21 protein-coding genes are annotated in these 21,299 nt (G+C 61.4%); 9 read left to right on the top strand and 12 right to left on the bottom strand.

Annotated features, from left to right (window positions below; all coding sequences use genetic code 11):
• Window positions 1-42: 42 nt before the first annotated feature.
• A complete protein-coding gene (locus JHW40_RS15050) occupies window positions 43-1,644 on the bottom strand; it encodes an exonuclease domain-containing protein (RefSeq protein WP_090614473.1) in 1,602 nt (533 codons plus the stop codon).
• Window positions 1,645-2,326: 682 nt separating this feature from the next.
• On the opposite strand from JHW40_RS15050, the gene JHW40_RS15045 reads away from it, so the two are divergent.
• Both JHW40_RS15045 and JHW40_RS15040 read left to right on the top strand, forming a co-directional pair.
• Window positions 2,327-4,645: a heavy metal translocating P-type ATPase gene (locus JHW40_RS15045; RefSeq protein ID WP_090614470.1), complete on the top strand. Its 2,319-nt coding sequence runs from the start codon at window positions 2,327-2,329 to the stop codon at window positions 4,643-4,645.
• 10 nt (window positions 4,646-4,655) lie between these two features.
• Window positions 4,656-5,267, top strand: a complete 612-nt coding sequence (locus JHW40_RS15040; RefSeq protein ID WP_090614354.1) for a class I SAM-dependent methyltransferase — start codon at window positions 4,656-4,658, stop codon at window positions 5,265-5,267.
• Window positions 5,268-5,283: 16 nt separating this feature from the next.
• Here the strand turns inward: JHW40_RS15040 and JHW40_RS15035 are convergent, their stop codons facing one another.
• The 4 genes from JHW40_RS15035 to JHW40_RS15020 form a co-directional block, all read right to left on the bottom strand.
• Window positions 5,284-5,751, bottom strand: coding sequence for a c-type cytochrome (locus tag JHW40_RS15035; RefSeq protein ID WP_090614351.1), 468 nt, complete (start codon window positions 5,749-5,751; stop codon window positions 5,284-5,286).
• Window positions 5,752-5,910: 159 nt separating this feature from the next.
• A complete protein-coding gene (cueR, locus tag JHW40_RS15030; RefSeq protein ID WP_090614348.1) occupies window positions 5,911-6,309 on the bottom strand; it encodes a Cu(I)-responsive transcriptional regulator in 399 nt (132 codons plus the stop codon).
• Between the two features lie 120 nt (window positions 6,310-6,429).
• Window positions 6,430-6,924 carry a CopM family metallochaperone gene (gene copM, locus JHW40_RS15025; protein ID WP_090614347.1) on the bottom strand — a complete coding sequence of 165 codons (495 nt, stop codon included), beginning with the start codon at window positions 6,922-6,924 and terminating at the stop codon, window positions 6,430-6,432.
• Window positions 6,925-7,436: 512 nt separating this feature from the next.
• Window positions 7,437-7,634, bottom strand: a complete 198-nt coding sequence (locus JHW40_RS15020; protein WP_090614344.1) for a heavy-metal-associated domain-containing protein — start codon at window positions 7,632-7,634, stop codon at window positions 7,437-7,439.
• 153 nt (window positions 7,635-7,787) lie between these two features.
• Between JHW40_RS15020 and JHW40_RS15015 the strand changes: the two genes are divergently transcribed.
• The 4 genes from JHW40_RS15015 (at window position 7,788) to JHW40_RS15000 (ending at window position 11,684) form a co-directional block, all read left to right on the top strand.
• A complete protein-coding gene (locus JHW40_RS15015; protein WP_090614465.1) occupies window positions 7,788-10,301 on the top strand; it encodes a heavy metal translocating P-type ATPase in 2,514 nt (837 codons plus the stop codon).
• A gap of 120 nt (window positions 10,302-10,421) precedes the next feature.
• A complete protein-coding gene (locus tag JHW40_RS15010; protein WP_419182447.1) occupies window positions 10,422-10,895 on the top strand; it encodes a DUF411 domain-containing protein in 474 nt (157 codons plus the stop codon).
• A gap of 140 nt (window positions 10,896-11,035) precedes the next feature.
• Window positions 11,036-11,368 (top strand): hypothetical protein, encoded by a 333-nt coding sequence (locus JHW40_RS15005; RefSeq protein ID WP_090614337.1) that lies wholly within the window; start codon window positions 11,036-11,038, stop codon window positions 11,366-11,368.
• Window positions 11,355-11,684 carry a M48 metallopeptidase family protein gene (locus JHW40_RS15000; protein WP_090614334.1) on the top strand — a complete coding sequence of 110 codons (330 nt, stop codon included), beginning with the start codon at window positions 11,355-11,357 and terminating at the stop codon, window positions 11,682-11,684. The genes JHW40_RS15005 and JHW40_RS15000 overlap by 14 nt, the downstream gene beginning before the upstream one ends.
• A 539-nt stretch (window positions 11,685-12,223) precedes the next feature.
• Here JHW40_RS15000 and JHW40_RS14995 read toward each other — a convergent pair.
• The 4 genes from JHW40_RS14995 to JHW40_RS14980 form a co-directional block, all read right to left on the bottom strand.
• Window positions 12,224-12,940, bottom strand: a complete 717-nt coding sequence (locus tag JHW40_RS14995) for a toll/interleukin-1 receptor domain-containing protein (protein WP_029076841.1) — start codon at window positions 12,938-12,940, stop codon at window positions 12,224-12,226.
• A 62-nt stretch (window positions 12,941-13,002) separates the two neighbouring features.
• Complete coding sequence (locus JHW40_RS14990) at window positions 13,003-14,040, bottom strand: hypothetical protein (protein ID WP_139208202.1); 1,038 nt, start codon at window positions 14,038-14,040, stop codon at window positions 13,003-13,005.
• Window positions 14,041-14,294: 254 nt separating this feature from the next.
• Complete coding sequence (locus JHW40_RS14985) at window positions 14,295-15,986, bottom strand: hypothetical protein (protein ID WP_029076839.1); 1,692 nt, start codon at window positions 15,984-15,986, stop codon at window positions 14,295-14,297.
• Complete coding sequence (locus JHW40_RS14980; protein WP_139208201.1) at window positions 15,983-16,525, bottom strand: hypothetical protein; 543 nt, start codon at window positions 16,523-16,525, stop codon at window positions 15,983-15,985. Before JHW40_RS14980 ends, JHW40_RS14985 begins: the two co-directional genes overlap by 4 nt.
• Here JHW40_RS14980 and tnpA point away from each other — a divergent pair.
• The 3 genes from tnpA to tnpC all read left to right on the top strand — a co-directional run bounded on the left by tnpA (window position 16,514) and on the right by tnpC (window position 18,917).
• A complete protein-coding gene (gene tnpA / locus JHW40_RS14975) occupies window positions 16,514-16,930 on the top strand; it encodes an IS66-like element accessory protein TnpA (RefSeq protein WP_272848999.1) in 417 nt (138 codons plus the stop codon). The genes JHW40_RS14980 and tnpA overlap by 12 nt on opposite strands.
• Entirely contained in the window at window positions 16,930-17,283 is a 354-nt protein-coding gene (tnpB, locus tag JHW40_RS14970; protein WP_119752217.1) for an IS66 family insertion sequence element accessory protein TnpB, read from the top strand. The genes tnpA and tnpB overlap by 1 nt, the downstream gene beginning before the upstream one ends.
• A gap of 68 nt (window positions 17,284-17,351) precedes the next feature.
• On the top strand, window positions 17,352-18,917 hold the full coding sequence (gene tnpC / locus JHW40_RS14965; protein WP_272848971.1) for an IS66 family transposase: 1,566 nt from the start codon (window positions 17,352-17,354) through the stop codon (window positions 18,915-18,917).
• Window positions 18,918-19,094: 177 nt separating this feature from the next.
• Here the strand turns inward: tnpC and JHW40_RS14960 are convergent, their stop codons facing one another.
• The 3 genes from JHW40_RS14960 to JHW40_RS14950 all read right to left on the bottom strand — a co-directional run bounded on the left by JHW40_RS14960 (window position 19,095) and on the right by JHW40_RS14950 (window position 21,232).
• Window positions 19,095-19,415 carry a hypothetical protein gene (locus JHW40_RS14960; protein WP_210319217.1) on the bottom strand — a complete coding sequence of 107 codons (321 nt, stop codon included), beginning with the start codon at window positions 19,413-19,415 and terminating at the stop codon, window positions 19,095-19,097.
• 196 nt (window positions 19,416-19,611) lie between these two features.
• Window positions 19,612-20,376 carry an IS6-like element IS6100 family transposase gene (locus tag JHW40_RS14955; protein WP_001389365.1) on the bottom strand — a complete coding sequence of 255 codons (765 nt, stop codon included), beginning with the start codon at window positions 20,374-20,376 and terminating at the stop codon, window positions 19,612-19,614.
• Window positions 20,377-20,731: 355 nt separating this feature from the next.
• A complete protein-coding gene (locus tag JHW40_RS14950) occupies window positions 20,732-21,232 on the bottom strand; it encodes a GNAT family N-acetyltransferase (RefSeq protein ID WP_000376623.1) in 501 nt (166 codons plus the stop codon).
• Window positions 21,233-21,299: the final 67 nt, after the last annotated feature.

The raw sequence follows: 21,299 nt of genomic DNA, 5'->3' as shown, positions 1-21,299 counted from the left end.
CTTCAGGTGCGCGGAAGCCAAGCCTCCATCGCCAGCCATTCCTTATTCTGGGGAGCGCCGCTGGTGCGCCACACGATAGCTGTATGGCGCGACCTCCTCGACCGTCACCATGTCCCCGGCTCGCGTGCCGTTCGCCTCGAAGAATTCGCGAATCCAGCTGCGCTTGCGGAAGAACCGCTTCGCGCCGTCGAGGTCGGTCATGACCGCAGCGCCTCCGCCCCAGTCGACGGCAATCTCGCGCCGGGCGGCTGAGGCACGGTTCGATCCGCCGATTGCATCGGCTGGGAACTTCTCGAAGAAGCTCCGCAGATAGATGTGGTTGTTGTCGATGTTGCCCTGCGTGATTTCGGTCGTACCGATGTGGCGTCCGGCATGCGGGTGCCGGATCGGGCCTGACGGCATTGGTGCCGCCGCAGGTTCGGACACAGCCATCACGATGTGGTCGTCACCCTCGATCAGATCAAAATCATCGTCGTCCGCAATCGGGTTCTGCGCGGCCTGCACCGGGGCCTCTGCGCGGAGAGGCTGAACGCCCTCGGCGCGCAGAACGACCTCTGCCGCCGCGCGGGCATCCTCGCCTGCGTCATGGTGATCGAATACCAGGCCAAGACGCTGCTTGAGGCTTGCAAGGCCGTGTCCACCGTTGCCCCGCAACTCGGGCCAGGCGGCGCGGGCAACATGGACGCTGTCGCGCCAGTCCCACTGCGGGATCGGCAGGCCACGGTTTCCGCAAGCGGCAGCGACCGCGCTGCGGTCAAAGCCCGAGTGCTGATAGACAGTCGTACCCTGCAAGGCACTTTGCAGGACTGGCAGAACTTCGGCAAAGGTCGGGGCGCCTTGGACCGTGCGGGCGCTGATCCCGTGCAGATAGGTGAACACCCAGCGATCCACCTGCGGATCAACATAGGTCGTCCAGGTCTCGATGGAATTGTCGGGGCGCACGCAGGCCATGCCAATCTGGCAGATGCTCCCGCGGTCAGTATTCGCCGTCTCGACATCCAGCGCGAAGAAGCGGAACGGGCCCTTCGGAAAGGGAGCGACACGGGCCAGCCGGATGGGCGCGGGCTTCGGCGCTGGTGCCGCGCCGCTGCGGGCCATAGCGACAAGGAAGCGCAGCCGCTGCCGCTCGATGGCCGCCAGTTCCCGTGCGCCCCATCCAAGGCGGCTCAGCGTGGCTTCGACCAGATCGGTCGGTTCATCATAGGTCTGCGTCCGGCGCCGGTTCCAGGCAATGGCGTGGTCGGGCGCGAGGGAAAGCACCTCCGCCTCCAGCCGGGCGATATCGACGGCGTCAGGCAGGGGCAGCCAGACCGCCCGGCAGTGATCGACGACAAATTCGTTGCGCAGCGCTTTGGCGATATCGCCATCGGCCTTGGTCAGCGCATCCTTGCGGTCGCGCCACATTCGGCCGGTGTTGTACATCTGCGAGAAGTAGTGGCTCATACCTTCCGAGCCGGTCCGATGGCGCTGGTGGATCCGTTCATGGAAGGTCTGATCGGTCGAACTGGTCGATCCGATATAGCGAAGATCACCAAGATGATCGACGAGGCCGTAAAGGCCGCGCGCATCGCGCGGCGCCTCAACAGTCGGGCGGGGCGCCGCTTCGAGAAGGGCGGAAAGCAGGTCTTCGGCAGAAAAATGCATCATCAAAATCCGGATCACATGGACATCAGCTGGCGGCGGTCAGGCCGTTTTCTCATCCGTCCAAGGCCCGTTCGACATTGCTCCACGCTATGAGGGAGAAGCTGGATTGTCATCAAGGACTTCGCGCCACCCCGCACAACCACGCCGCCCTCAGGTGTCTCTGATCGCATCGACAGCGGTCGAACCCGCCTCAACCCCGGCTCAATCCGATTCTGCCAAGTGGCTGAAAGAACGTCACCTTTTGAATCCGCCTCGATCTTGGTGAAGGGCGGGTGGAAAGAGACGCAGAGCGTTCAGAGACCGATTTCGGGCCATCGCCCAGTCTCCGAAAGTCGGATGGCTCGGCTAAACTCCTTTGAAACAGAAAGAAAAAAGGCCCTGTCAGGGGCCTCGTCGTGGGTTCGCGATTTGAATGTGGCGGAGGGAATGGGCCTGATATCCAACCTTCTCCACCTTAAGTTATTGATTTCCTTAAGACGGTGGGGCGTCCTCAAGCATAGCTCAATGCATCGATGTGCTATGACGGCGGTTGGTTCAATCAGACCTTGACCTTCCAGTGACAGGAAGGAGCACATTGATCCTGAAGGCCCGAACATCGGCCTTCACGCGGCTGAGACCGCGAAAGGAGAACACCATGTCCACCGTCAATCCTCACGCAGGCCACGTCCACTCAGACGCCGAAATGCCGAAGGTCCACGATGCGCCTGCAACCGGACCGACGGCCATCGACCCTGTCTGCGGCATGACGGTGACCCTGAAGCCGGAGACCCGATCGGAAACCTTCGACGGACAGGACTTCCATTTCTGTTCGGGCAAGTGCCAGACGAAGTTCCAGGCCGATCCCTGGTTCTACGCCTCTGGTCGTGCCGCAGGCCGCAAGAAAGCTGTTCCGGCTAACGTCCAGTACACCTGCCCGATGCATCCGGAGATCGTGCGCGATGCGCCGGGGTCCTGCCCGATCTGCGGTATGGCGCTGGAACCGATGGTACCCTCGGATGAGCCCAGCGAGGAACTGACCGACTTCACGCGGCGGATGTGGATCTCGGCCGCCGCGGCGGTGCCGCTCATCATCCTGACGATGGGCGAACTGGTGGCGCTGCCGGTGCGCGACTGGATCGGTCACCAGACGGCAAGCTATCTCGAATTCGTGCTGGCGACGCCGATCATCCTCTGGGCGGCCCTGCCGTTCTTCCGCCGTGGCTGGGACTCGGTGCTGAACCGGTCACCCAACATGTGGACGCTGATCAGCCTTGGCGTAGGGGCGGCGTATCTCTATTCGCTGGTCGCGACCTTCCTGCCTGGCGTGTTCCCGGAGCAGTACCGGATGGGCCACGGCGTGGGTACCTACTACGAGGCGGCGGTGGTGATCGTTGCGCTGGTCTTCGTGGGTCAGGTCCTAGAGTTACGGGCGCGCGAACGGACCGGTGATGCGATCCGCGCGCTCCTCGACCTCGCGCCCAAGACTGCGCGGCGCATCCTGCCGGATGGCACCGAATACGACGCACCGCTCGAGAACATCATGGAGGGCGACCGGCTCCGCGTGCGCCCCGGCGATGCCGTACCGGTGGACGGGACGGTGATCGAAGGGCGGTCTTCGCTGGACGAGAGCATGCTGACTGGCGAGTCGATGCCAGTGGAAAAGGGCCCGGGCGATGCGGTGACCGGGGCCACGATCAACAAGAACGGCTCTCTGGTGATCGAGGCAGGAAAGGTCGGCTCCGACACCGTGCTGGCGCAGATCGTGGCCATGGTGTCGAACGCGCGCCGGTCCCGCGCGCCGATCCAGGGTCTGGCCGACCGTGTGTCGGCGGTGTTCGTGCCGACGGTGGTCGCCATCGCCATTATAGCCTTCGTCGTCTGGCTGACCGTCGGCCCCGAGCCCGCGCTGGTCTTCGCCATCGCCTCGGCGGTCTCGGTGCTGATCATCGCTTGTCCCTGCGCGTTGGGGCTGGCGACGCCAATCTCGATCACCACGGCGGCGGGGCGCGGCGCGCAGGCGGGCGTGCTGATCAAGGACGCAGAGGCGCTGGAGCGCATGGCAAGCGTCGACACGCTGATCGTGGACAAGACCGGCACCTTGACCATGGGCAAGCCGAAGCTGACTGACACAGTGGCGCTGGCCGATGTTCCCGAGGCCGACCTGCTGTCGCTGGCTGCGGCGCTGGAGCGCGGCTCGGAACACCCGCTGGCCGAGGCCATCGTCGAGGGAGCCGAGGCACGGGGCGCCGCGCGCCAGGAGGCCACGGACTTCGAAGCTGTGACCGGCAAGGGCGTGCAGGGCCGCGTCGGCGGCCGTGTCGTGGCGCTCGGCAACGCGGCAATGATGAAGGAGATGGGGCTCGACTCAACGCAGGCCGAGGCAAAGGCAGACATCCTGCGCGCCGAGGGCAAGACGGCGATGTTCATCGCGGTCGACGGCACGCTTGCCGGCATCGTGGCGGTTGCCGACCCGATCAAGGACAGCACCGCACAGGCCATCAGGGAACTTCATGCCCAGGGACTGCGGGTCATCATGGCGACCGGCGACAACGAGCGCACGGCGCAGGCGGTCGCGGGCAAACTCGGGATCGACGAGGTTCGCGCCGGCGTCCTGCCCGAGGCCAAGAAGGATCTGATCGACCAGTTGCGCCGCGACGGCCACAAGATCGCGATGGCGGGTGACGGGGTGAACGACGCGCCCGCGCTGGCTGCCGCCGATGTCGGGATCGCCATGGGCACGGGGGCCGATGTGGCGATGGAAAGCGCCGGGATCACCCTTCTTGGCGGTGACCTGATGGGCATCGTCCGGGCGCGCAAGCTGGCCCGCGCCACCCTGCGCAACATCAAGCAGAACCTGTTCTTCGCCTTCGCCTACAACGCCCTTGGCGTGCCGGTCGCGGCCGGGCTGCTCTACCCCCTTACCGGGATGTTGCTGTCGCCCATGATCGCCGCGGCGGCGATGAGCCTGTCGTCGGTGTCGGTGATCACCAACGCGCTGCGGCTCAGGCGGATCGAGTTGTGAGGGATTGACGATGGCCGAGACACCGAACCGCTGGGAAGGCGTCTACCAGAGCAAGCAGGAGGCCGAGACAAACTGGTTCGAGGACCGTCCGCAGGTATCGCTCGACCTCATAGCGGAGACAGGCGCGGGCAAGGATGCGGCCATCGTCGATGTCGGTGCCGGCTCAACGAGGCTGGTGGATTGCCTGCTGGACCAGGGGTTCCGCCGCATAACGGTTCTCGATCTCTCCGAAACCGCCTTGCGCACGGCGCGCGCGCGGCTATCGCCGGATGCACCGGTCGAGTGGGTGGTGGCAGACGTCCTGCACTGGCAGCCCTCCGGCCGATTTGACGTCTGGCATGATCGGGCCGCGTTCCATTTCCTGACCGAGGCTTCCGATCAGGACGCCTATCTCCGGGGCATGGATCGGGCCCTTGTCCCCGGCGGCCACGCCATCATCGGAACGTTCGCGCCAGATGGTCCGTCGTCGTGCAGCGGCTTGCCGGTCGCACGTTATGATGCGGCCCTGCTTTCGGAACGGCTGGGTAGCGCCTATTGGCTCGTCCGATCGCTGAGCCACGAACACCGAACGCCGTGGGACAGCGTGCAGCGGTTCCACTTCGCGCTCTTCCGGAAGGCCTGACTCAATCCGATGGCGATCAATCAGCGGAGGCCGCGTTCGACCGCTGCGCCTGCGCGTCGCGAATGTGCTGGGGCCATGTTGACTTGATGTAGTCCAGAATCGCTTCGATCTCGCTCTGGTCCAGCACAGAACCGAAGCCCGGCATGCCCGACGTGAAGGTCACGTCCATGTCGTCCAGGACAGCCTGACCGCCTCGAGTGATGTAGTCGATGAGCATCGCATCATCATGATGCCAGGTGTGGCCGGTCTCATCATGGGGCGGCGCGGGATAGAGGCCGTTGGCGTCGGAGCTGCGCCAGTCGGGCTGTCCCTCCAGATCGACGCCGTGGCAGGCCGCGCAGTGCTCTACGTAAAGCGCGCGGCCGGCACCGGTATCTGTCTCGGATGCGTGAAGGAACGCCGCGGCCGGAAGCGGCATGAGCCCGATCAACGCGGACAATGCGGGCAACAGAAGTAGGTCGGGCAAGATAGGTTTGACCGGCATCCGGTGCGCCCGTCTGCGCCAGGACCCGGCCATCAGCGAAAGAAAACGTATTTGACGAGAGCGGCGACGGCGAGCGCCAAGAGGACAGCGACCACAAGGCCCCACAGTCCCATTCCCCACATCATGCCGTCGCCCATCATCATTCCGATCCCCTGAGTCCTAATGGTCGCGCGACTTTCCCGAGAGCCCGTCGATGATCGGGCATTCGGGGCGGGCGTCGCCATGACAGGTTTCGACCAGATGCCCGAGCATCTCCCGCAGCCCGGTCAGTTCCGCGATCTTGCGGTCGATCTCGCCGAGCTTTTCGGTGGCGATCGCCTTCACATCCGCGCTGGCGCGGTCGCGGTCGGTATAGAGGGAAAGCAGCTGCCTGCATTCCTCGACCGAAAACCCGAGGCTGCGGGACCGCTGGACGAAGCGCAGCCGGTGGACGTCCTCGTTGGAATAGTCACGGTAGCCGTTCGCAGCCCGGTCGGCCGTCAGGAGCCCGATGTCCTCGTAGTAGCGGATCGTCTTGGGCGGCAGGCCCGATTGCCTGGCGGCTGTTCCAATGTTCATGGCGGCATCTCCATCACTGCTCCCGCCAACATAAGCGTTCCAGCCGCTGGAAGCTCAAGTGATTTCGATGCGCGCGGACAGAAGTGGCCGCGAGGGTTGTCCCGCGCGGCCAGCGAGGCTTTAGTTGGCGCTTTCAGCGAGCCACGTGGTCATCCGCTCGATCTCGGGGCCCTGTGCCGCGATGATCTCCTCGGCGAGCGCGCGCATCTGCGGATCGTCGCCGTGCTCGAGCAAAACCTCGGCCATGTCGATGGCGCCCTGATGATGGGCGATCATTCCACAGGCGAAGGCAACGTCGGCATCCTCCATCATCATGCCTTCGTGCATGGCCGGCATCGTGATCATCATCTTGCGCATGTTCTCCTGCACATGCTCGGGCATGGATTCGAGGTCCATGCCTCCCATGCCCATCATCTCCATCATGCCCGCGTCCATGCCGCCGGCTTGATCGCCGTGCATGCCACCGTGGCCCATGGCCGAATGGTCCATGCCACCCGAGGCTGCAGCTGTCGTGCACTGCTCGGGGAGCTGGAATTCCGCGTCCTGCGCCAGAGCAGGTGCCGAGAAGGCGGTTGCGGCGACAGCCGCGGCAAGGATCGTCTTTGCGATAGTCATCTTGAGGTCTCCTGAATGTATTGGTTTGTCGAGCGATCAAAGCCACGGACGTCGCGGAGGGGGGAGGATCACCCCTGGGTCGCTGCCTAGGCCCCACACCGCCGCTGCCGTCGTCGTCTCGTCGCAGACAGCCATCGTGGTCATTTCATGCGGGGCGACGGAAATCCCCGGACAGCAATGAGCCATCATGCAACAGCCTAGTGCCGCAGCATCACAGTCGGCGTCCATCTGAACGGTGACAAGGCTGTGCTGGTCGCTCGGTTTGGCATGAGCCTGGTGAGTATGGGCTTCCGCTTGCGCTGCGTGATCATAGGATGATGGGGAGCCAAAGTTGGCAGGCGGCCAGACGAAGGCGAATGCCAGCGCCAGTAACGCTGCCATTGCCAGGTTCGAAATCCGCGCTGATTTTTTCATCAATGGTTATCCACCAGGGAAGACGCTTACTCAGCAGTTACAACCCGCTTCAAGTAAGCGCGTTCCTCTTGGCGCTGCTTCTGACTATTGGCCGAGCGTCATGCCGCGGGGCGAGGCGAGAACCCGGCGTCCTCGAGCACGGACGCAACAGCAGATCGATCGACGCCCGACTCCACGGTCACCCGCTTCTGGGGCAAATCGATGTCGACCTTCGCCTGCGGATCGACCGAATGGATCGCCTTGGTGACGCTCCTGGCGCAGCCGCCGCACGTCATGTTGTCGATCTGGAACTGCATGGCACTCTCCTGAAGGGTTCTGCTTACCTTTCAAGATGGGGCTTCCAGTTGGTGGAAGGTCAAGGGGCGACATCAACACGAAATCGGGTGTTGACCTTCCAGTGACTGGAAAGAGCAGAAGAGCTCCAACAGCACTCGCCAATGGAGTTGACGATGAACGTCCACGCGACAGGAAGCGCCAAGATCGCTTCCAACCTGACACCAAAACTTGCCACCGTTTCGCTACCGGTCGTCGGGATGACCTGTGCGTCCTGCGTCGGGCGAGTCGAGAAGGCCTTGAACCGCGTTGAAGGCGTGGGAAAGGCGACGGTCAACCTCGCCACCGAGCGTGCCGATGTAACCTTGGTCCAGCCTGTCGATCAGGCCAGGCTGGTCCAGGCGATCGAAGACGCAGGCTACGAGGTTCCAGGCCGCAGGGTCACGCTCGCCATCGATGGCATGACCTGCGCGTCCTGCGTGGGGCGTGTGGAAAAGGCGCTGCTCGCAGTTCCGGGCGTCGCATCCGCCACCGTGAATCTGGCGACCGAACGTGCTTCGCTCTCGACTTCCGGCACTGTCACGGATCGCGATCTCGTCGCAGCAGTCGCCTCTGCGGGGTATGAGGCTCGGACGGTAAGCGGGAACGAAGACGACGAGGCCCATGCGTCCCGCAAGCAGGCGGAGCAAGCGGCCCTGGGCCGCGACGTCACTGTTGCGGCCATCCTGACGCTGCCGGTGTTCGTGCTGGAGATGGGCTCGCACCTGATCCCGGCCGTCCATGACCTCGTCATGACCACCATCGGCATGCGCGAAAGCTGGTACCTGCAGTTCGTTCTGACGACAGTGGTGCTGTTCTGGCCGGGCCTGCGGTTTTACCGGATCGGCCTGTCGGCGCTCATCAAGGCCGCGCCGGACATGAATTCGCTCGTCGCCGTCGGCACGCTGGCCGCCTGGACCTACTCGGTTGTGGCGACATTCACGCCGCAGCTTTTGCCCGCAGGAACGGTGAACGTCTATTTCGAGGCGGCCGCCGTCATTGTCACGCTGATCCTTCTCGGTCGCTACCTGGAGGCTCGGGCCAAGGGCAGGACCTCGGAAGCGATCAAGCGCCTTGTCGGTCTCCAGCCGAAGACGGCCCGCGTCCGCCGCGATGACAGGGTTGTCGAGGTGGCGCTTGGCGACGTCGTGACAGGCGACCTTGTCGATGTCCGACCCGGGGAGCGGATCGCCGTGGACGGCGAGGTCGTCGAGGGCGCGTCCTTCGTCGACGAAGCCATGATCACCGGAGAGCCGGTGCCGGTCGAGAAGCGGGCTGGCGCGACCGTGGTGGGTGGAACCGTCAACCAGACCGGCGCACTCACCTTCCGCGCAACCGCGGTCGGCGCCGACACCATGCTCGCGCAGATCATCCGTATGGTCGAGGAGGCTCAGGGCTCCAAGCTTCCCATCCAGGCGCTCGTTGATCGCGTGACGCTGTGGTTCGTGCCTGCCGTCATGGCGGCGGCCGCGCTCACTTTCCTTGTCTGGGCGATCTTCGGCCCGGAGCCTGCGATCACCTTCGCGCTCGTCAATGCGGTTGCCGTGCTGATCATCGCGTGCCCTTGCGCGATGGGCCTCGCGACACCCACGTCGATCATGGTCGGAACCGGGCGCGGCGCGGAGTTGGGCGTGCTGTTCCGCAAGGGCGAAGCGCTGCAGTCGCTCAAGGACGCCCGCGTGGTCGCGCTCGACAAGACCGGAACATTGACCGAAGGCAAGCCCACTCTGACTGACCTTGAGACCACCGGTGGTCATGCCCGCAACAACGTTCTGGCACTGATCGCTTCCGTCGAGGTGAAATCGGAGCATCCGATCGCGCGCGCCATCGTCGAAGCCGCCGAGGCAGACGGGTTGAAGCTGTCCGATCTGACCCGGTTCGAGAGCGTGACGGGCTATGGCGTCAGCGCCGATGTCGGCGGACGCCACGTCGAGGTCGGTGCCGACCGGTTCATGGAGAAGCTCGGGCTCGATGTCGGTGCATTCGCCACAATCGCCGCGCGACTGGCCGACGAGGGCAAGTCGCCGCTCTATGCCGCTGTCGAGGGCGAGCTCGCCGCAATCATCGCCGTCGCCGATCCCATCAAGCCGTCCACGCCGGAGGCCATCCGGGCCCTGCACGATCTCGGATTGAAGGTGGCGATGATCACCGGCGACAACCGGCGCACGGCGGACGCCATCGCACGACAGCTCGGGATCGACGAGGTCGTGGCCGAGGTGCTGCCGGACGGCAAGGTGGAGGCCGTCAGGGCGCTGAAGCGCCAACATGGCGGGCTTGCCTATGTCGGGGACGGCATCAACGACGCGCCCGCATTGGCCGAGGCGGATGTCGGCATCGCCATCGGCACCGGAACCGACATCGCCATCGAGGCCGCCGATGTCGTCCTCATGTCGGGCAGCCTCAAGGGCGTTCCGAATGCGATCGCGCTGTCAAAGGCGACGATCCGGAACATCCGGCAGAACCTGTTCTGGGCCTTCGCCTACAACACCGCGCTCATCCCGGTTGCAGCCGGGGCGCTCTATCCCACCTTCGGATGGCTCCTGTCTCCGGTCCTGGCGGCGGGTGCCATGGCGATGTCGAGCGTGTTCGTGATGGGCAATGCACTGAGGCTGAAGCGCTTCCGTGCTCCGATGGCTGACGTCGGCCGATGATGAGGAACTGAGAAATGCTGCCGCATGGAAAGAGCCCGGTGCGTGAGGTAAAGCTTCGCGGACAGATGCCATGAAGCACCGGGAAAATCGCAGGCGATGCCTCAAAGAATGGAGGAAGAAATGAAACTGAAATTTACCCGTCGAGGCTTGATGCTGGGCGCATGCGCTGCCTCGGTCGCCGCCGCTGTTCCCGCGGTGGCCGACGCAAGACCTGCTCTTCATGTGCTCAAGGACCCAAATTGCGGATGTTGCTCTGCCTGGGTCGAGATCGTTCAGGCCGACGGGTTCGAGGTGACGGTCGAGGAGAGCATGGGAACGGCGCTCGCCCGCTACAAGCTCGACAACGGGATCCCGCAAGAGATGGGTTCGTGCCACACCGGCAGGATCGCGGGCTACATGATCGAAGGTCATGTTCCGCCAGCCGATATCCGTCGGCTGCTGGAGGAACGCCCGGACTCCATCGGGCTCGCGGTGCCGGGGATGCCCTACGGTTCGCCCGGCATGGGTCCGGAAACCGAGCGCGAGGCTTACGAGGTGTTCCTGATCTGGCGTGACGGATCGACCGAAGTTTTCTCGAGCTATGACGCAGCCTGAGTTCCGAGCAGCCAGTCGATAGCCGTCAGGGGCGAGTGCAAGCGCGCGCCTGATCCCGCATGACGCCGTAGTCGGCGAAGGACCGGGCCGAGCGGATCCTGAAGGATCTGGAGAATCGAAACACCACTGGTCTCGCGGCCATGGACATGCTGGCGGCGCTGGCAAAGGAAAAGGAGGAGGCGATCAAGGCCGCCAAGGATAGCGGGCTCTCCGCGCGAGCGTTTGGTGTCTACTGGAACCTCAAGGACGACGAACCTCTCCGTAACGCCGGCATTTCTGCCATGGAACTGGCGCGCGACGCGGAAACTGAGATGCATCGTTTCCCGAACGCCAGGGTCAATGACGACGAACGTCGGAAGCTGCGCGCCACCCTCTACCGCCCGCTTCTCGGGCTCGGCAAAGAGGATCGCGGCCGGGTTGTAGATCTGGTGCTGGCGATCCTCCTCGACGGCGATCACGATGCCGAGTCCTGAAGACCGACGCGCCTCTCTCCGCGCCCGGGTCGACTACTGGTGTGAGCGTCTGAAGGCGACACCGCGCATTGTCCGAATCCAGCGCATGACGCGCAAGTGGGGATCATGCTCAACCGGCGGTATCGTCACACTTGCCGAGGATCTGGCCGATCAGGAGAAGTGCTTCCAGGACTTCGTGATCGCACACGAGTTGCTGCATCTACGGGTTCCCAACCATGGCAAAGTCTTCAAGGCGCTGATGACAGCGCATGTGCCCCGCTGGCGTGAACATGAGAAGCACCGCTTGGCCGGAAATCGGTCAGGGGTTTCTCGATGATCGGGCATCACCACACAAGTCCCACTCGAGGGTCGAAGGGACAGCCCAGCCACTTCGTAATTCGACCAAAGGTTCGATTTCTGTTCCTTCTCAAAGAATGTCCCTGAAATCGAAGTGTTCAGCAGGCAGGAGATTAACCTCTGTAAATTCAATGTCTTGTGAAGAATTCACCAAACTGGCGCAGTCATCAGGTCCGGAGAATATCGACCCTGAGAGACCGCTTCCGTGCCGCCGCGCGGCAGGCACGGTGCTCAGCTCTTCCCGCATAACCCTCGAAAACAACGGAAAAATCCGGCCGGAGCCGGATGGGGAGAACGCTTTCGCGAGGGCAAGTGGCGGGCCGAAGCCGACGAAACGGAGAACTACACCTACGCTATAGCCCTCTAAATTGAAGCAAGAACGAATGGCTAAAATGGGGTGCGAAGCGGAGTAGCGGGTTCCAGCGGACATTCCATGAAACCCGCCTTTCAGGCACAATCGCGATCTGGTGGCACCTAGTCCCGAGTTCGGACGCTCAACCCGCTTATCACCCGATTTTCCTAAGCCGCGACCAACTCGGCAATCTTAGCCGCAACTGCCGCCATAGATTCTTCGGCAGTGTTCAACCCAGCCCGAGACGCTAGTAGAAGGCTGACCTTCTCAAGTTCCTCGTACGTCGTTCCGTGTACAACTGGCACGAGCCGCTCACGTCGAAGAAGCGCTGAAAGCTCTTTGTCCGCGACACCTTCTGCCGGTAGGCGACGCAACATGGCCGGCGTAACCAGCACGATACCTACGCGAGAGTTCACCAAGCCCTTGTCAATCGCCCGCATCATTGGCACCCCAAGGCCGAGGTCCTTTTCGCTAAACCACACGCGAACACCGCGCGCTTCGAGAAGGTCATGAAGGTCTTTCGCGGCCCCCTGTCGGTCATCCCACGCGTGGCACAGGAAAACGTCTCGGAGATCAGGCTGCGAAACTGCGAGGCTTTCGACAGATTCACGGACAGGAGTAAGTGTCCTCACTTCTTCAGTCGTGTACCACACCCCGGAACTCGATGGGGACCAGCGCGGCTTTGAGCTGCGCTGCCCCGAACTGCCACCGCCCCGGTTAACCGACGAAGAAGGGGTGGGAGATGGCCGATAGCTACTATAATCACTGTAACTGCCGTAGCTGCCATACCCCCCCGAGCGACCATAACGCCCTCCGCATGCGGGGCAGTCGGCTGCCGCCGCCGCCGAGCGGTGTCCCCTTACTGGTGCAGTACATCTAGCCATATGCTCTCCCCCTCCTGCTCATCCACTGTTCTGTCGGAACGTTGAAGTTGTTTTCCAGCAAGTCAGCGGCCGCTACGTTTTGACCGGTAGCCACTCCGCCGCCGCCGTAGGCCGCGTTCAAAGAGCTTATCGTGCAACAGTGATACAAGCCTATCTTGCCATCCATCAGTATGCACTACGCGATCAAAGTGTGCGTCCTGATCGCGGAGAAGATCGAGCCGCGACCGTTGCGATGCTTCATTCCAATCTTGATACAGCAAATAGACCGCGTTGCCGTATCTAAGGTTCTCGAACACGACTAAATCGTCAGCAAACTGTGCTCCGAAATATGAGCCGAAGCCGCCCTGACCGCGTATGTAGGCCCTCGGCTCGAAACCCTCGAACAGTCGCACCCGCTCGCGAACATGCTTCTCAAAGTCGGCGGCGTTCGTCGGATCGGCCGATCCCAACAAGCGAGCAACAACTTCGTCAGCGTTGCCCGGCGGGAAAATTTGCCAGTCCAGCGCGACGGTTGAAATGTATTCTTCGCGCGTCGCGTCGCTCGCGAACACGCCCGTGACGCCCGTATTCTCTTGCAGGACGTTGATCGCCCAAAGCAGCATTAAGTCGAACTCGGCTGCGCTTCGGCTAAGCATGGGCGCGAGAGCAAATTTGACTACCACCTGCTCGCCGCCTCTATCTTCAAGTACACTCGCTTCGATGGTCATGCCCTGCGGTTCAAAAATTTGGTGCTGGTAAACGTCTTTTGTCCAAGAACGCATTGTCCAGCCGTTGCGCGCGCCGTCCCCGAAGTTGGGTGACTCGAAGGTCCATGTCTTCTGGACCATCGGCCAATCCTCACGCTTACGGTCCCAGCCATAAGCGTTCCGCTCAGACCACTTTCCTGCATCGGCAGGGGGGTGGGTTGGACCAACGGCGATGATGAAGGAGCCGTCTATGCTTAATCCAGCGTGACTATACTGCCCCGCTTCAATATCTTCACGTTTGATTTTCTTTGTCGCAGCGACAGCGATGAAGTCGCCGTCAATGTCATTAAGTGCGCTCTGCACAAACGGCGGAATTATAAGGTAATTTCTTTTCCATGGAAAACGCTTTGCCATTGTTCAGCCCCCCGCTGCGACGAAGAGCGTACGGGGCCGAGAATGATCAAGCAAGAACCGAAATGGAAGTATTCCAAGTAGAGGTGACAATCAGTGGTAGTTTTGTCGGGAATGGAGTGGGAAGCTGCCGTGTGCCGCTACCAGAATATCGGGTCATAGCTTAGAATCGGCGGCTTTCTAAAATAGTCGCACGTGACCTAAAGCATGACATTGCCGCGCGCATTCAACGTTTGGATGGACTTCGCCCCTGCCATTTACGTCTGCGGCTTGGAGCCTAGAATTTTGAACGCGGAAAGATCAGCCCCGAAAGCCTTTCTGAAACTGTCATTTGCCCAGCCTCTGAAAGACTGTTCATCGTAATTGTCAGACATCCAGCTAAAATCACAATTGAACGGCCCATCGCGCAAAATCCATTGCTCGGTTAATTCATAGAGCGCCATCGTGCCATAAAAGCGATTGAAGGTTTCCATCACAGCCTTTTCAGAGCGGTCGGGCCATTTTCGGGGGTATACCCCGTCCTTGTCGGCCTTGTCGCTAAACAGCGACAAGTGGCGCAACCATACTTGTCGGAAATCCACCTCGCTCGGATGACCTGCCATATATGCCCCCGGCCAGCAGAAAAAGTGCGGATGTTCGTACTTGTCTTTACACATCGAAATGTAGTGCGAAAGAAAGACTCTGATATTCAGGTTCTCAGGGTTGAATTTGAATGTCCGGTGCTCCTCCATAAGCCGCTGAACAAGCGGATATTCCTCCGCCCATCGCACTACCTCTTCCAAAGCTGCCATTGGATGGTCGTAATGGCGCGCTTTACAAAGCTCGCTTGAAACCTCAACATATTCCTCTAAAGATAATTTCTTTATCGCGGATTTCAAATTCGGTGCGTCTTTGATCGCGAAGCAAAATTCGGCAAACCGTATTCCTACATCGACGTGGTGGATCAAGTTTTCCAAATGGCCGAAATCAAACGGGAGCCCGCGCGTAGGATTGATCGCGAGATCGCACACCAAAAGGAAAAGCGGGACAATCGGGTCGGAAAGAGAAGAGGGCCATTCCGTTTCCGTATGCTTCAGGAAGCTTTCAAAAGCCTCAACGTATATGCCTGAGAGATAGCCCTCGGTTCGCCACTCCTCGCAGGTCAACGGCTCGTCCCGCGCGCGATTAAGAAAATCAAGCTGAATGAAACGTGCCTGCCCTTCGTAAATCGCGTGAAGTCCAACATAAGGAAGATGCACGTTTGAGTTTTTTACAAACCCCTCATGGCCTTCTGTATGTAAGCGAAGAGTTTCTTCGCTGAGGCGCTCTAGGCTTGGCAAAAATTGGAATTCTGGATCGATAGCACCTGAAACCAAGCCGATAAGCTGTCCGTAAACGATGCTATACATATATCCAATGTCTTCGAAATGATTATCTTTAATCATCCATTGTATTGCCTGCCTTGGGCGAAGAGCGTATGATTTATAGTAGAATATATCGAGCGCATTATTTACAGCAAAGTTTGCTGGAGCGAGCTTTTCCTGAGCCTCCCATCCTTCGTCCAGCAACACCTCATCGGTATATCGTTTCAGCGATTTGATCGGGCCAAACCTTTTCAGGCATTCCCGAAGCTCGTCCATTGTCGAATGTAGCTGCGAGAAATAGCTCAGGCTCAGCAGCAGTCCTGACGTCGAGCCCACATGCTGCCACCAGTGTATGGTCTCGTGAATGTAGGTCGAGTAAGCCTGTATCGCTTCCCAAGGGATGGGACCGTCGCCGTATGCGTTTACCTCAAGCTTATCCACCAGCTCATGATTTTTCGGGCTGAGGCGCAGCACGAAGCGCGTGGTCTCATATGAACCGTGCGCACGCAGCGTCGCGGCGAATGTCAAAGGCACCTCATAGTGGTCCGCTTGTGGATCAAGCAGGTCGTGACGCAGCTCAGAAAACTTACGGCCGCCATCTGTCATAGCGTATCGCTCGACGAGGTTTCGCAAGCCTTGGCAAGGTCTTGCCGATAAGGCGTGGCTATCTGAGACGGCGCATTCGCTATGTAGATTTTGGCTTTTGAGAGAGCTGAGCCTTCCAGCTTTGCGAGGTGGACGGTTAATTCGTCCAGGGTTGGAATCGAACCCCTATTTCCCTTCATTCCCGGCAGCAGCGCGGTCCATACAACTGCCTGCACTCCATTCGCTGTTGCCCACTCGGCTATAGCATCGCTCGATAGATATTCTTTTTGAGTATCGTTAGGCCAACGGCCGATTGAACTTTCATAGGGCACGCCCTCCCTTACCCTGAGCGCCTCAACGGCTTGAGCGACGGTCTCCACATTCAACTCGGCCCACAGCGTGGGAACGCGATGATCGCTTTCAACTATGACGAGTGTGATATGATCGTAAGCGCGACGCCGATCCCCTCCTGCCATTTTTGAGTTGATGCCTTCATTCTCCGCTGGACATGTGCAGCGGAGGTTTTGGATTTGGAGAGAGACGGCAAAATGGGCGTCCAATTGGACGGCTCTATAGGCGTCGGGGTCTCGCGGCTTGAGGTGATCGGGGGGCCAAGCGGTCGTCGGCGGCGGACGAAGGCAGAGCGGGCGCGGATCGCGGCGGAGAGCATGATGCCCGGGGTGACGGTCGCAGATACTGCGCGCAAGCACGGCACGACCCGCTGGCAGATTTACGATTGGCGCAAGCAGATACGCAAAGGTAATTTGGTGGTGCCCGAAAGCGTGGCGGCCTTGCCGTTCTTCGCGGAACTGGTGGTTGATGACAGCGCGACTGAGGCTTCGGCGGCTGTCGCCGGGTCCGATCTCGAAATCGTGGTGGGCGACATCGCCATCCGCGCGGGTCCTGGTGTCGACGAGGGCCAACTGACCCGGGCAATCCGCGCGGCACGGGCAGCGGCGTCGTGATGTTCGGCCAGGGCGGCCCGGTGAAGGTCTTCGTGGCGACCCGGCCTGTCGACTTTCGCAAGGGGATCGACGGTCTGGCACTGGCGGTGCAGGAGATGTTCGGGATGGACCCGTTCTGCGGAGCCGCCTTTGTGTTCCGAGCGAAGCGGGCGGATCGGATCAAGCTCTTGATCTGGGATCAGACCGGGATGGTGCTGGTTCACAAGCGGCTCGAGGGCGGCAAGTTCGTCTGGCCACAGGTGCGCGACGGGGTCATGCGCATGTCCGGAGCGCAGTTTGCAGCGCTGTTTGAGGGCGTGGATTGGCGGCTGGTCCGACCCGAACGGGCGCGGCGCCCGCTGGCGGCGGGGTGACTGGCAGGCTGCGTCGAAACGCCTGTTTTTGCTGGCCTGCAAGGGCATCCTGTGATTCACTTCCCGCCATGGAAACAGCTGATCTTGCGCGCGAAAACGCCCTGCTGAAGGCCCGCCTCGCCGAGGTGGAGGCGACGCTGGCCGAGACGCAAGAGGCCAATCGGCGGCTGCAGGATATCCTGCACGCGGCGCAGCGCGAGAAATTCGGCAAGCGCTCCGAAAAGCTCTCGCCCGACCAGTTCAACCTGCCCCTGGAAGATGCCGAATTTGCTCAAGGTGTGCTCGAGGCAGCACAAGAAAAGGCCGAAGCGGCGATGCAGCGGGCGCGCGGGGAAACACCCCGCAAGCCCAAGCGCAACCGCGGGCATCTGCCGTCCCATCTGCCTCGGGTTGAGCGCGTGATCGAGCCTGCCAGCACGCTCTGTCCCTGCGGTTGCGGCGAGATGTCCAGGATCGGGGAAGACGTGTCCGAACGTCTCGACGTGATCCCCGCCCAGTTCCGGGTGCTGGTCACGCGGCGCCCGAAATACGCCTGCCGCCGTTGCTCGCAAGCTGTCGCGCAGGCCCATGCCCCCGAGCATGTCGTGCCCGGCGGGCTGCCCACGGAACTCTTCATCGCCTGGATTATCGTCTCGAAGTTCGGTGACCACCTGCCGTTTTATCGGCAGGCCGAGATCTTCAAGCGGCAAGGGATCGATCTGGACCGCGGCACACTCGGCAACTGGGTCGGGCGCGCCTGTTTCCACCTGATGCCCGTCATCAACCAGATGCGTGCCCATCTGCGTGGCGCAGACCGCATCTTCGTGGATGAAACCCGCGCGCCGGTGCTGGAACCGGGCCTGAAACGCACCAAGAGCGGATTCTTCTGGGCCGTCGTATCCGATGATCGCGGCCATGGCGGGGCTGGCCCACCCATCGTGCTCTTCCACTATGCCCCTGGCCGGGGTAAGGCGCATCCGCTGAACTTCCTCGCCGGATACCACGGCCGCTTCCTGCAATGCGACGCCTACCAGTCCTACAACGCGATGACCGAGATCGCGCGCGACAATGGCCCGTGGCAACTGGTCTATTGCTGGACCCATGTCCGCCGCCGCTTCGTAAAGCGCTTCGAGAGCGATGGTTCACCCATTGCCGAGGAAATGCTGCGCCAGATCGCGCTGCTTTATCAGATCGAGAAGTCCGTGCGGAGCAAGGAGGCCGCTATGCGCCTTGCTGCCCGGCGTGAGCATTCGGCCCCGATCATCGCGGCGCTGAAACCCTGGCTGGAAGCCCAACTCTCGCGCATACCGCAGAAATCCCAGCTTGCCGAAGACATCCGCTACTCCCTCGCGCACTGGCCCGGACTGATCCGCTTCCTCGAGCACGGCATGCTGGAGCTCGACACCAACCCGGTCGAGAACCAGATCAGGCCGATTGCCCTGACAAGAAAAAATGCACTCTTCGCCGGGAATGAAGTCGGCGCCGAAAACTGGGCTATGCTCGCCTCGCTGGTCGCTACCTGCAAGATGTCCGACGTGAACCCGGTCGACTATCTCGCCGCCACACTGCGCGCCATCCTCGACGGTCACCCACAAAGCGGTATCGAAGACCTCATGCCATGGCGCTTCAACCAGCCGTCAAGCCTCGCAGCATAGGGCCGCAACGTCGCGCTTACATATGATCTGCGGAGGATTGCCGAGCAAACTCCACCGGAAGGCTAGGCCCGTTAGAATGCCAATCGCCAATTATAGGCAAATCACGCGGCTCCCATATGAGCGAACCCCAGCCGATACAGGCGATTTTAGGTGCTGAGTTGGTTTTGATGTTGCCCATCAGACGACTGCCATCCACCGAGTGGCGGGGATAGCACAGGTCGCGCCGTCATAGACAAACGCGACACTATACCGCGCGCGTGTTGATGCAACATACATCTTCGCCACCGACTTAGCTACATGAGTGAGGTCTCCGGTTTTCAGCCATTTCTTAGCAAGTCCGTGCGGGTAGATCATGACGCGGTCGAACGTGAGCCCTTTCGATTCTCCAAAATTCATGACTCCGGGAAGCTCGCAGTTCGTTGCTGCGGAGTAGCGTAGAGCCTGCGGCGCGAACTGATGCATGTAGGCGTCCACGTCGGCACTTTTGACGAGGAACACGCCGTCGTGTCCTGTGATCGTGCCATTGAGTGATTTCGTTTTCGGCTCGTTCGGGAAGAAGCTGTCGCCAAGATTAGCAAGCGCCTGATTGCAGCGGTAAGTTTCGCTCTCGTAGTCAATCGAGACTAGTCCTGCCTTCTTCGGCTCTGTTGCAAAGATTGGCGGCAGTCAGAGGTAGGCTGTCGCTCTGCGCCGATCAGGCGGCTGCTGCGAAATGGTGGTTGAGCATGCCCATGGCCTCCGTCAGCGCCGAGGGCCCAATGCCAAAAGCTCTCTCCACAAGGCGCACCTCGCCCCTGATGCCGGGCTGCAGGCACCAGGGGCGAGCCTGTCCTTTGCGCAGGGCTCGCATGACTTCGAATCCCTTGATCGTGGCATAGGCCGTGGGGATCGATTTGAAACCGCGCACCGGCTTGATCAGTATCTTGAGCTTTCCGTGATCGGCCTCGATCACGTTATTGAGATACTTCACCTGCCGGTGGGCCGTCTCCCGGTCCAGCTTTCCTTCGCGCTTCAATTCGGTGATCGCTGCACCATAGCTCGGCGCTTTGTCGGTATTGAGCGTGGCAGGCTTTTCCCAGTGCTTCAGGCCTCGCAGGGCCTTGCCCAGGAACCGCTTCGCTGCCTTGGCGCTGCGGGTCGGCGACAGGTAGAAATCGATCGTGTCGCCCCGCTTGTCGACTGCCCGGTACAGGTAGGTCCACTTGCCCCGCACCTTGACGTAGGTTTCATCCAGGCGCCAGCTCGGATCAAAGCCACGCCGCCAGAACCAGCGCAGCCGCTTCTCCATCTCCGGGGCGTAGCACTGGACCCAGCGATAGATCGTCGTATGGTCGACCGAAATGCCGCGTTCCGCCAGCATTTCCTCAAGGTCGCGATAGCTGATCGGATAGCGACAATACCAGCGCACCGCCCACAGGATCACATCACCCTGGAAATGGCGCCACTTGAAATCCGTCATCGTTCCGTCCGTCCAATCTCCGCCAAGCATGCTCAAGCTTCACGATTTTTGCAACAGAGCCTGAGAGAACTATCTTCGGCCTTCACACGCACGAAAGGCGGCGAAGCTCCGCCGTTAATCCGTCCGCCGGAGATCTCGCCCAGGCAGGCTGAAGGCCGAGCAAGCCTGACAGGCCCGAAAAGCCCGGCACGGGCGTCGGCGGCGATGACGGCGGCGGCATTATCCAGGGTTGATGATGGAAGTGGAGGATATCGACAACCTCTCGCGCAACCAAGACATCGCGGTCGGACTGCAAGTGATCTTGAAGCCACGGGCCCGTCCCACCCCGACATGGACCTCGATGCCCGAACGGACGTTAGATTTCGAGTTCTAGGCGTTCTGCGATGAAGGTTGGATCCCAGCCGGGATTGAAAGTGTCGACGTGGGTGAATCCGAGCCGCTCGTATAGGCCACGCAGGTTCGGGTGGCAGTCGAGCCGCAGCTTGGCGCACCCCTGCGTTCGCGCGGCATGGCGGCAAGCCTCGATCAGCGCGGAGCTGACACCCCGGCCCGCATGTGTCCGTCGCACCGCGAGCTTGTGCAGATATGCGGCCTCCCCCTTGAGGGCGTCGGGCCAGAACTCGGGATCCTCGGCCGACAAGGTGCAACAGCCGACGATGCCGTCGCTGCAACTCGCGACTAGGAGCTCGGATCTCAGGACGAAGGTCTCCGCGAATGTCCGGTCGATCCGCGCGACGTCCCAGGCGGGCGTTCCCTTGGCGGACATCCACGCCGCAGCGTCGTGCATCAGCCGCACAACCTCGTCGATATCACCCGAGCAGGCGACCCGAACGTTCGGAGGCTCCTCGCTGTCCATTCGCTCCCCTGGCGCGGTATGAACCGCCGCCTCATAGTGCAGTTTGATCCTGACGAGCCCAGCATGT

This window comes from Paracoccus alcaliphilus, from assembly GCF_028553725.1.
GTDB classification, from domain to species: domain Bacteria; phylum Pseudomonadota; class Alphaproteobacteria; order Rhodobacterales; family Rhodobacteraceae; genus Paracoccus; species Paracoccus alcaliphilus.
Note: the sequence above shows the minus strand (reverse complement) of the source record. Positions and strands in the feature narration are given on the sequence as shown.

Bases quoted from the DNA above. Each gene is read 5' to 3' on its own strand.
- JHW40_RS14995 (WP_029076841.1), bottom strand. From the start codon at position 12,940: ATGGCTAGATGTACTGCACCAGTAAGGGGACACCGCTCGGCGGCGGCG.
- JHW40_RS15040 (WP_090614354.1), top strand. From the start codon at position 4,656: ATGGCCGAGACACCGAACCGCTGGGAAGGCGTCTACCAGAGCAAGCAG.
- tnpA (WP_272848999.1), top strand. From the start codon at position 16,514: ATGGGCGTCCAATTGGACGGCTCTATAGGCGTCGGGGTCTCGCGGCTT.
- JHW40_RS15005 (WP_090614337.1), top strand. From the start codon at position 11,036: ATGGACATGCTGGCGGCGCTGGCAAAGGAAAAGGAGGAGGCGATCAAG.
- copM (WP_090614347.1), bottom strand. From the start codon at position 6,924: ATGACTATCGCAAAGACGATCCTTGCCGCGGCTGTCGCCGCAACCGCC.
- JHW40_RS14990 (WP_139208202.1), bottom strand. From the start codon at position 14,040: ATGGCAAAGCGTTTTCCATGGAAAAGAAATTACCTTATAATTCCGCCG.
- JHW40_RS15050 (WP_090614473.1), bottom strand. From the start codon at position 1,644: ATGCATTTTTCTGCCGAAGACCTGCTTTCCGCCCTTCTCGAAGCGGCG.
- JHW40_RS14985 (WP_029076839.1), bottom strand. From the start codon at position 15,986: ATGACAGATGGCGGCCGTAAGTTTTCTGAGCTGCGTCACGACCTGCTT.
- cueR (WP_090614348.1), bottom strand. From the start codon at position 6,309: ATGAACATTGGAACAGCCGCCAGGCAATCGGGCCTGCCGCCCAAGACG.
- JHW40_RS15020 (WP_090614344.1), bottom strand. From the start codon at position 7,634: ATGCAGTTCCAGATCGACAACATGACGTGCGGCGGCTGCGCCAGGAGC.
- JHW40_RS15045 (WP_090614470.1), top strand. From the start codon at position 2,327: ATGCCGAAGGTCCACGATGCGCCTGCAACCGGACCGACGGCCATCGAC.
- JHW40_RS15035 (WP_090614351.1), bottom strand. From the start codon at position 5,751: ATGCCGGTCAAACCTATCTTGCCCGACCTACTTCTGTTGCCCGCATTG.
- JHW40_RS14955 (WP_001389365.1), bottom strand. From the start codon at position 20,376: ATGACGGATTTCAAGTGGCGCCATTTCCAGGGTGATGTGATCCTGTGG.
- tnpB (WP_119752217.1), top strand. From the start codon at position 16,930: ATGTTCGGCCAGGGCGGCCCGGTGAAGGTCTTCGTGGCGACCCGGCCT.
- JHW40_RS15010 (WP_419182447.1), top strand. From the start codon at position 10,422: ATGAAACTGAAATTTACCCGTCGAGGCTTGATGCTGGGCGCATGCGCT.
- tnpC (WP_272848971.1), top strand. From the start codon at position 17,352: ATGGAAACAGCTGATCTTGCGCGCGAAAACGCCCTGCTGAAGGCCCGC.
- JHW40_RS15000 (WP_090614334.1), top strand. From the start codon at position 11,355: ATGCCGAGTCCTGAAGACCGACGCGCCTCTCTCCGCGCCCGGGTCGAC.
- JHW40_RS15015 (WP_090614465.1), top strand. From the start codon at position 7,788: ATGAACGTCCACGCGACAGGAAGCGCCAAGATCGCTTCCAACCTGACA.
- JHW40_RS14950 (WP_000376623.1), bottom strand. From the start codon at position 21,232: ATGGACAGCGAGGAGCCTCCGAACGTTCGGGTCGCCTGCTCGGGTGAT.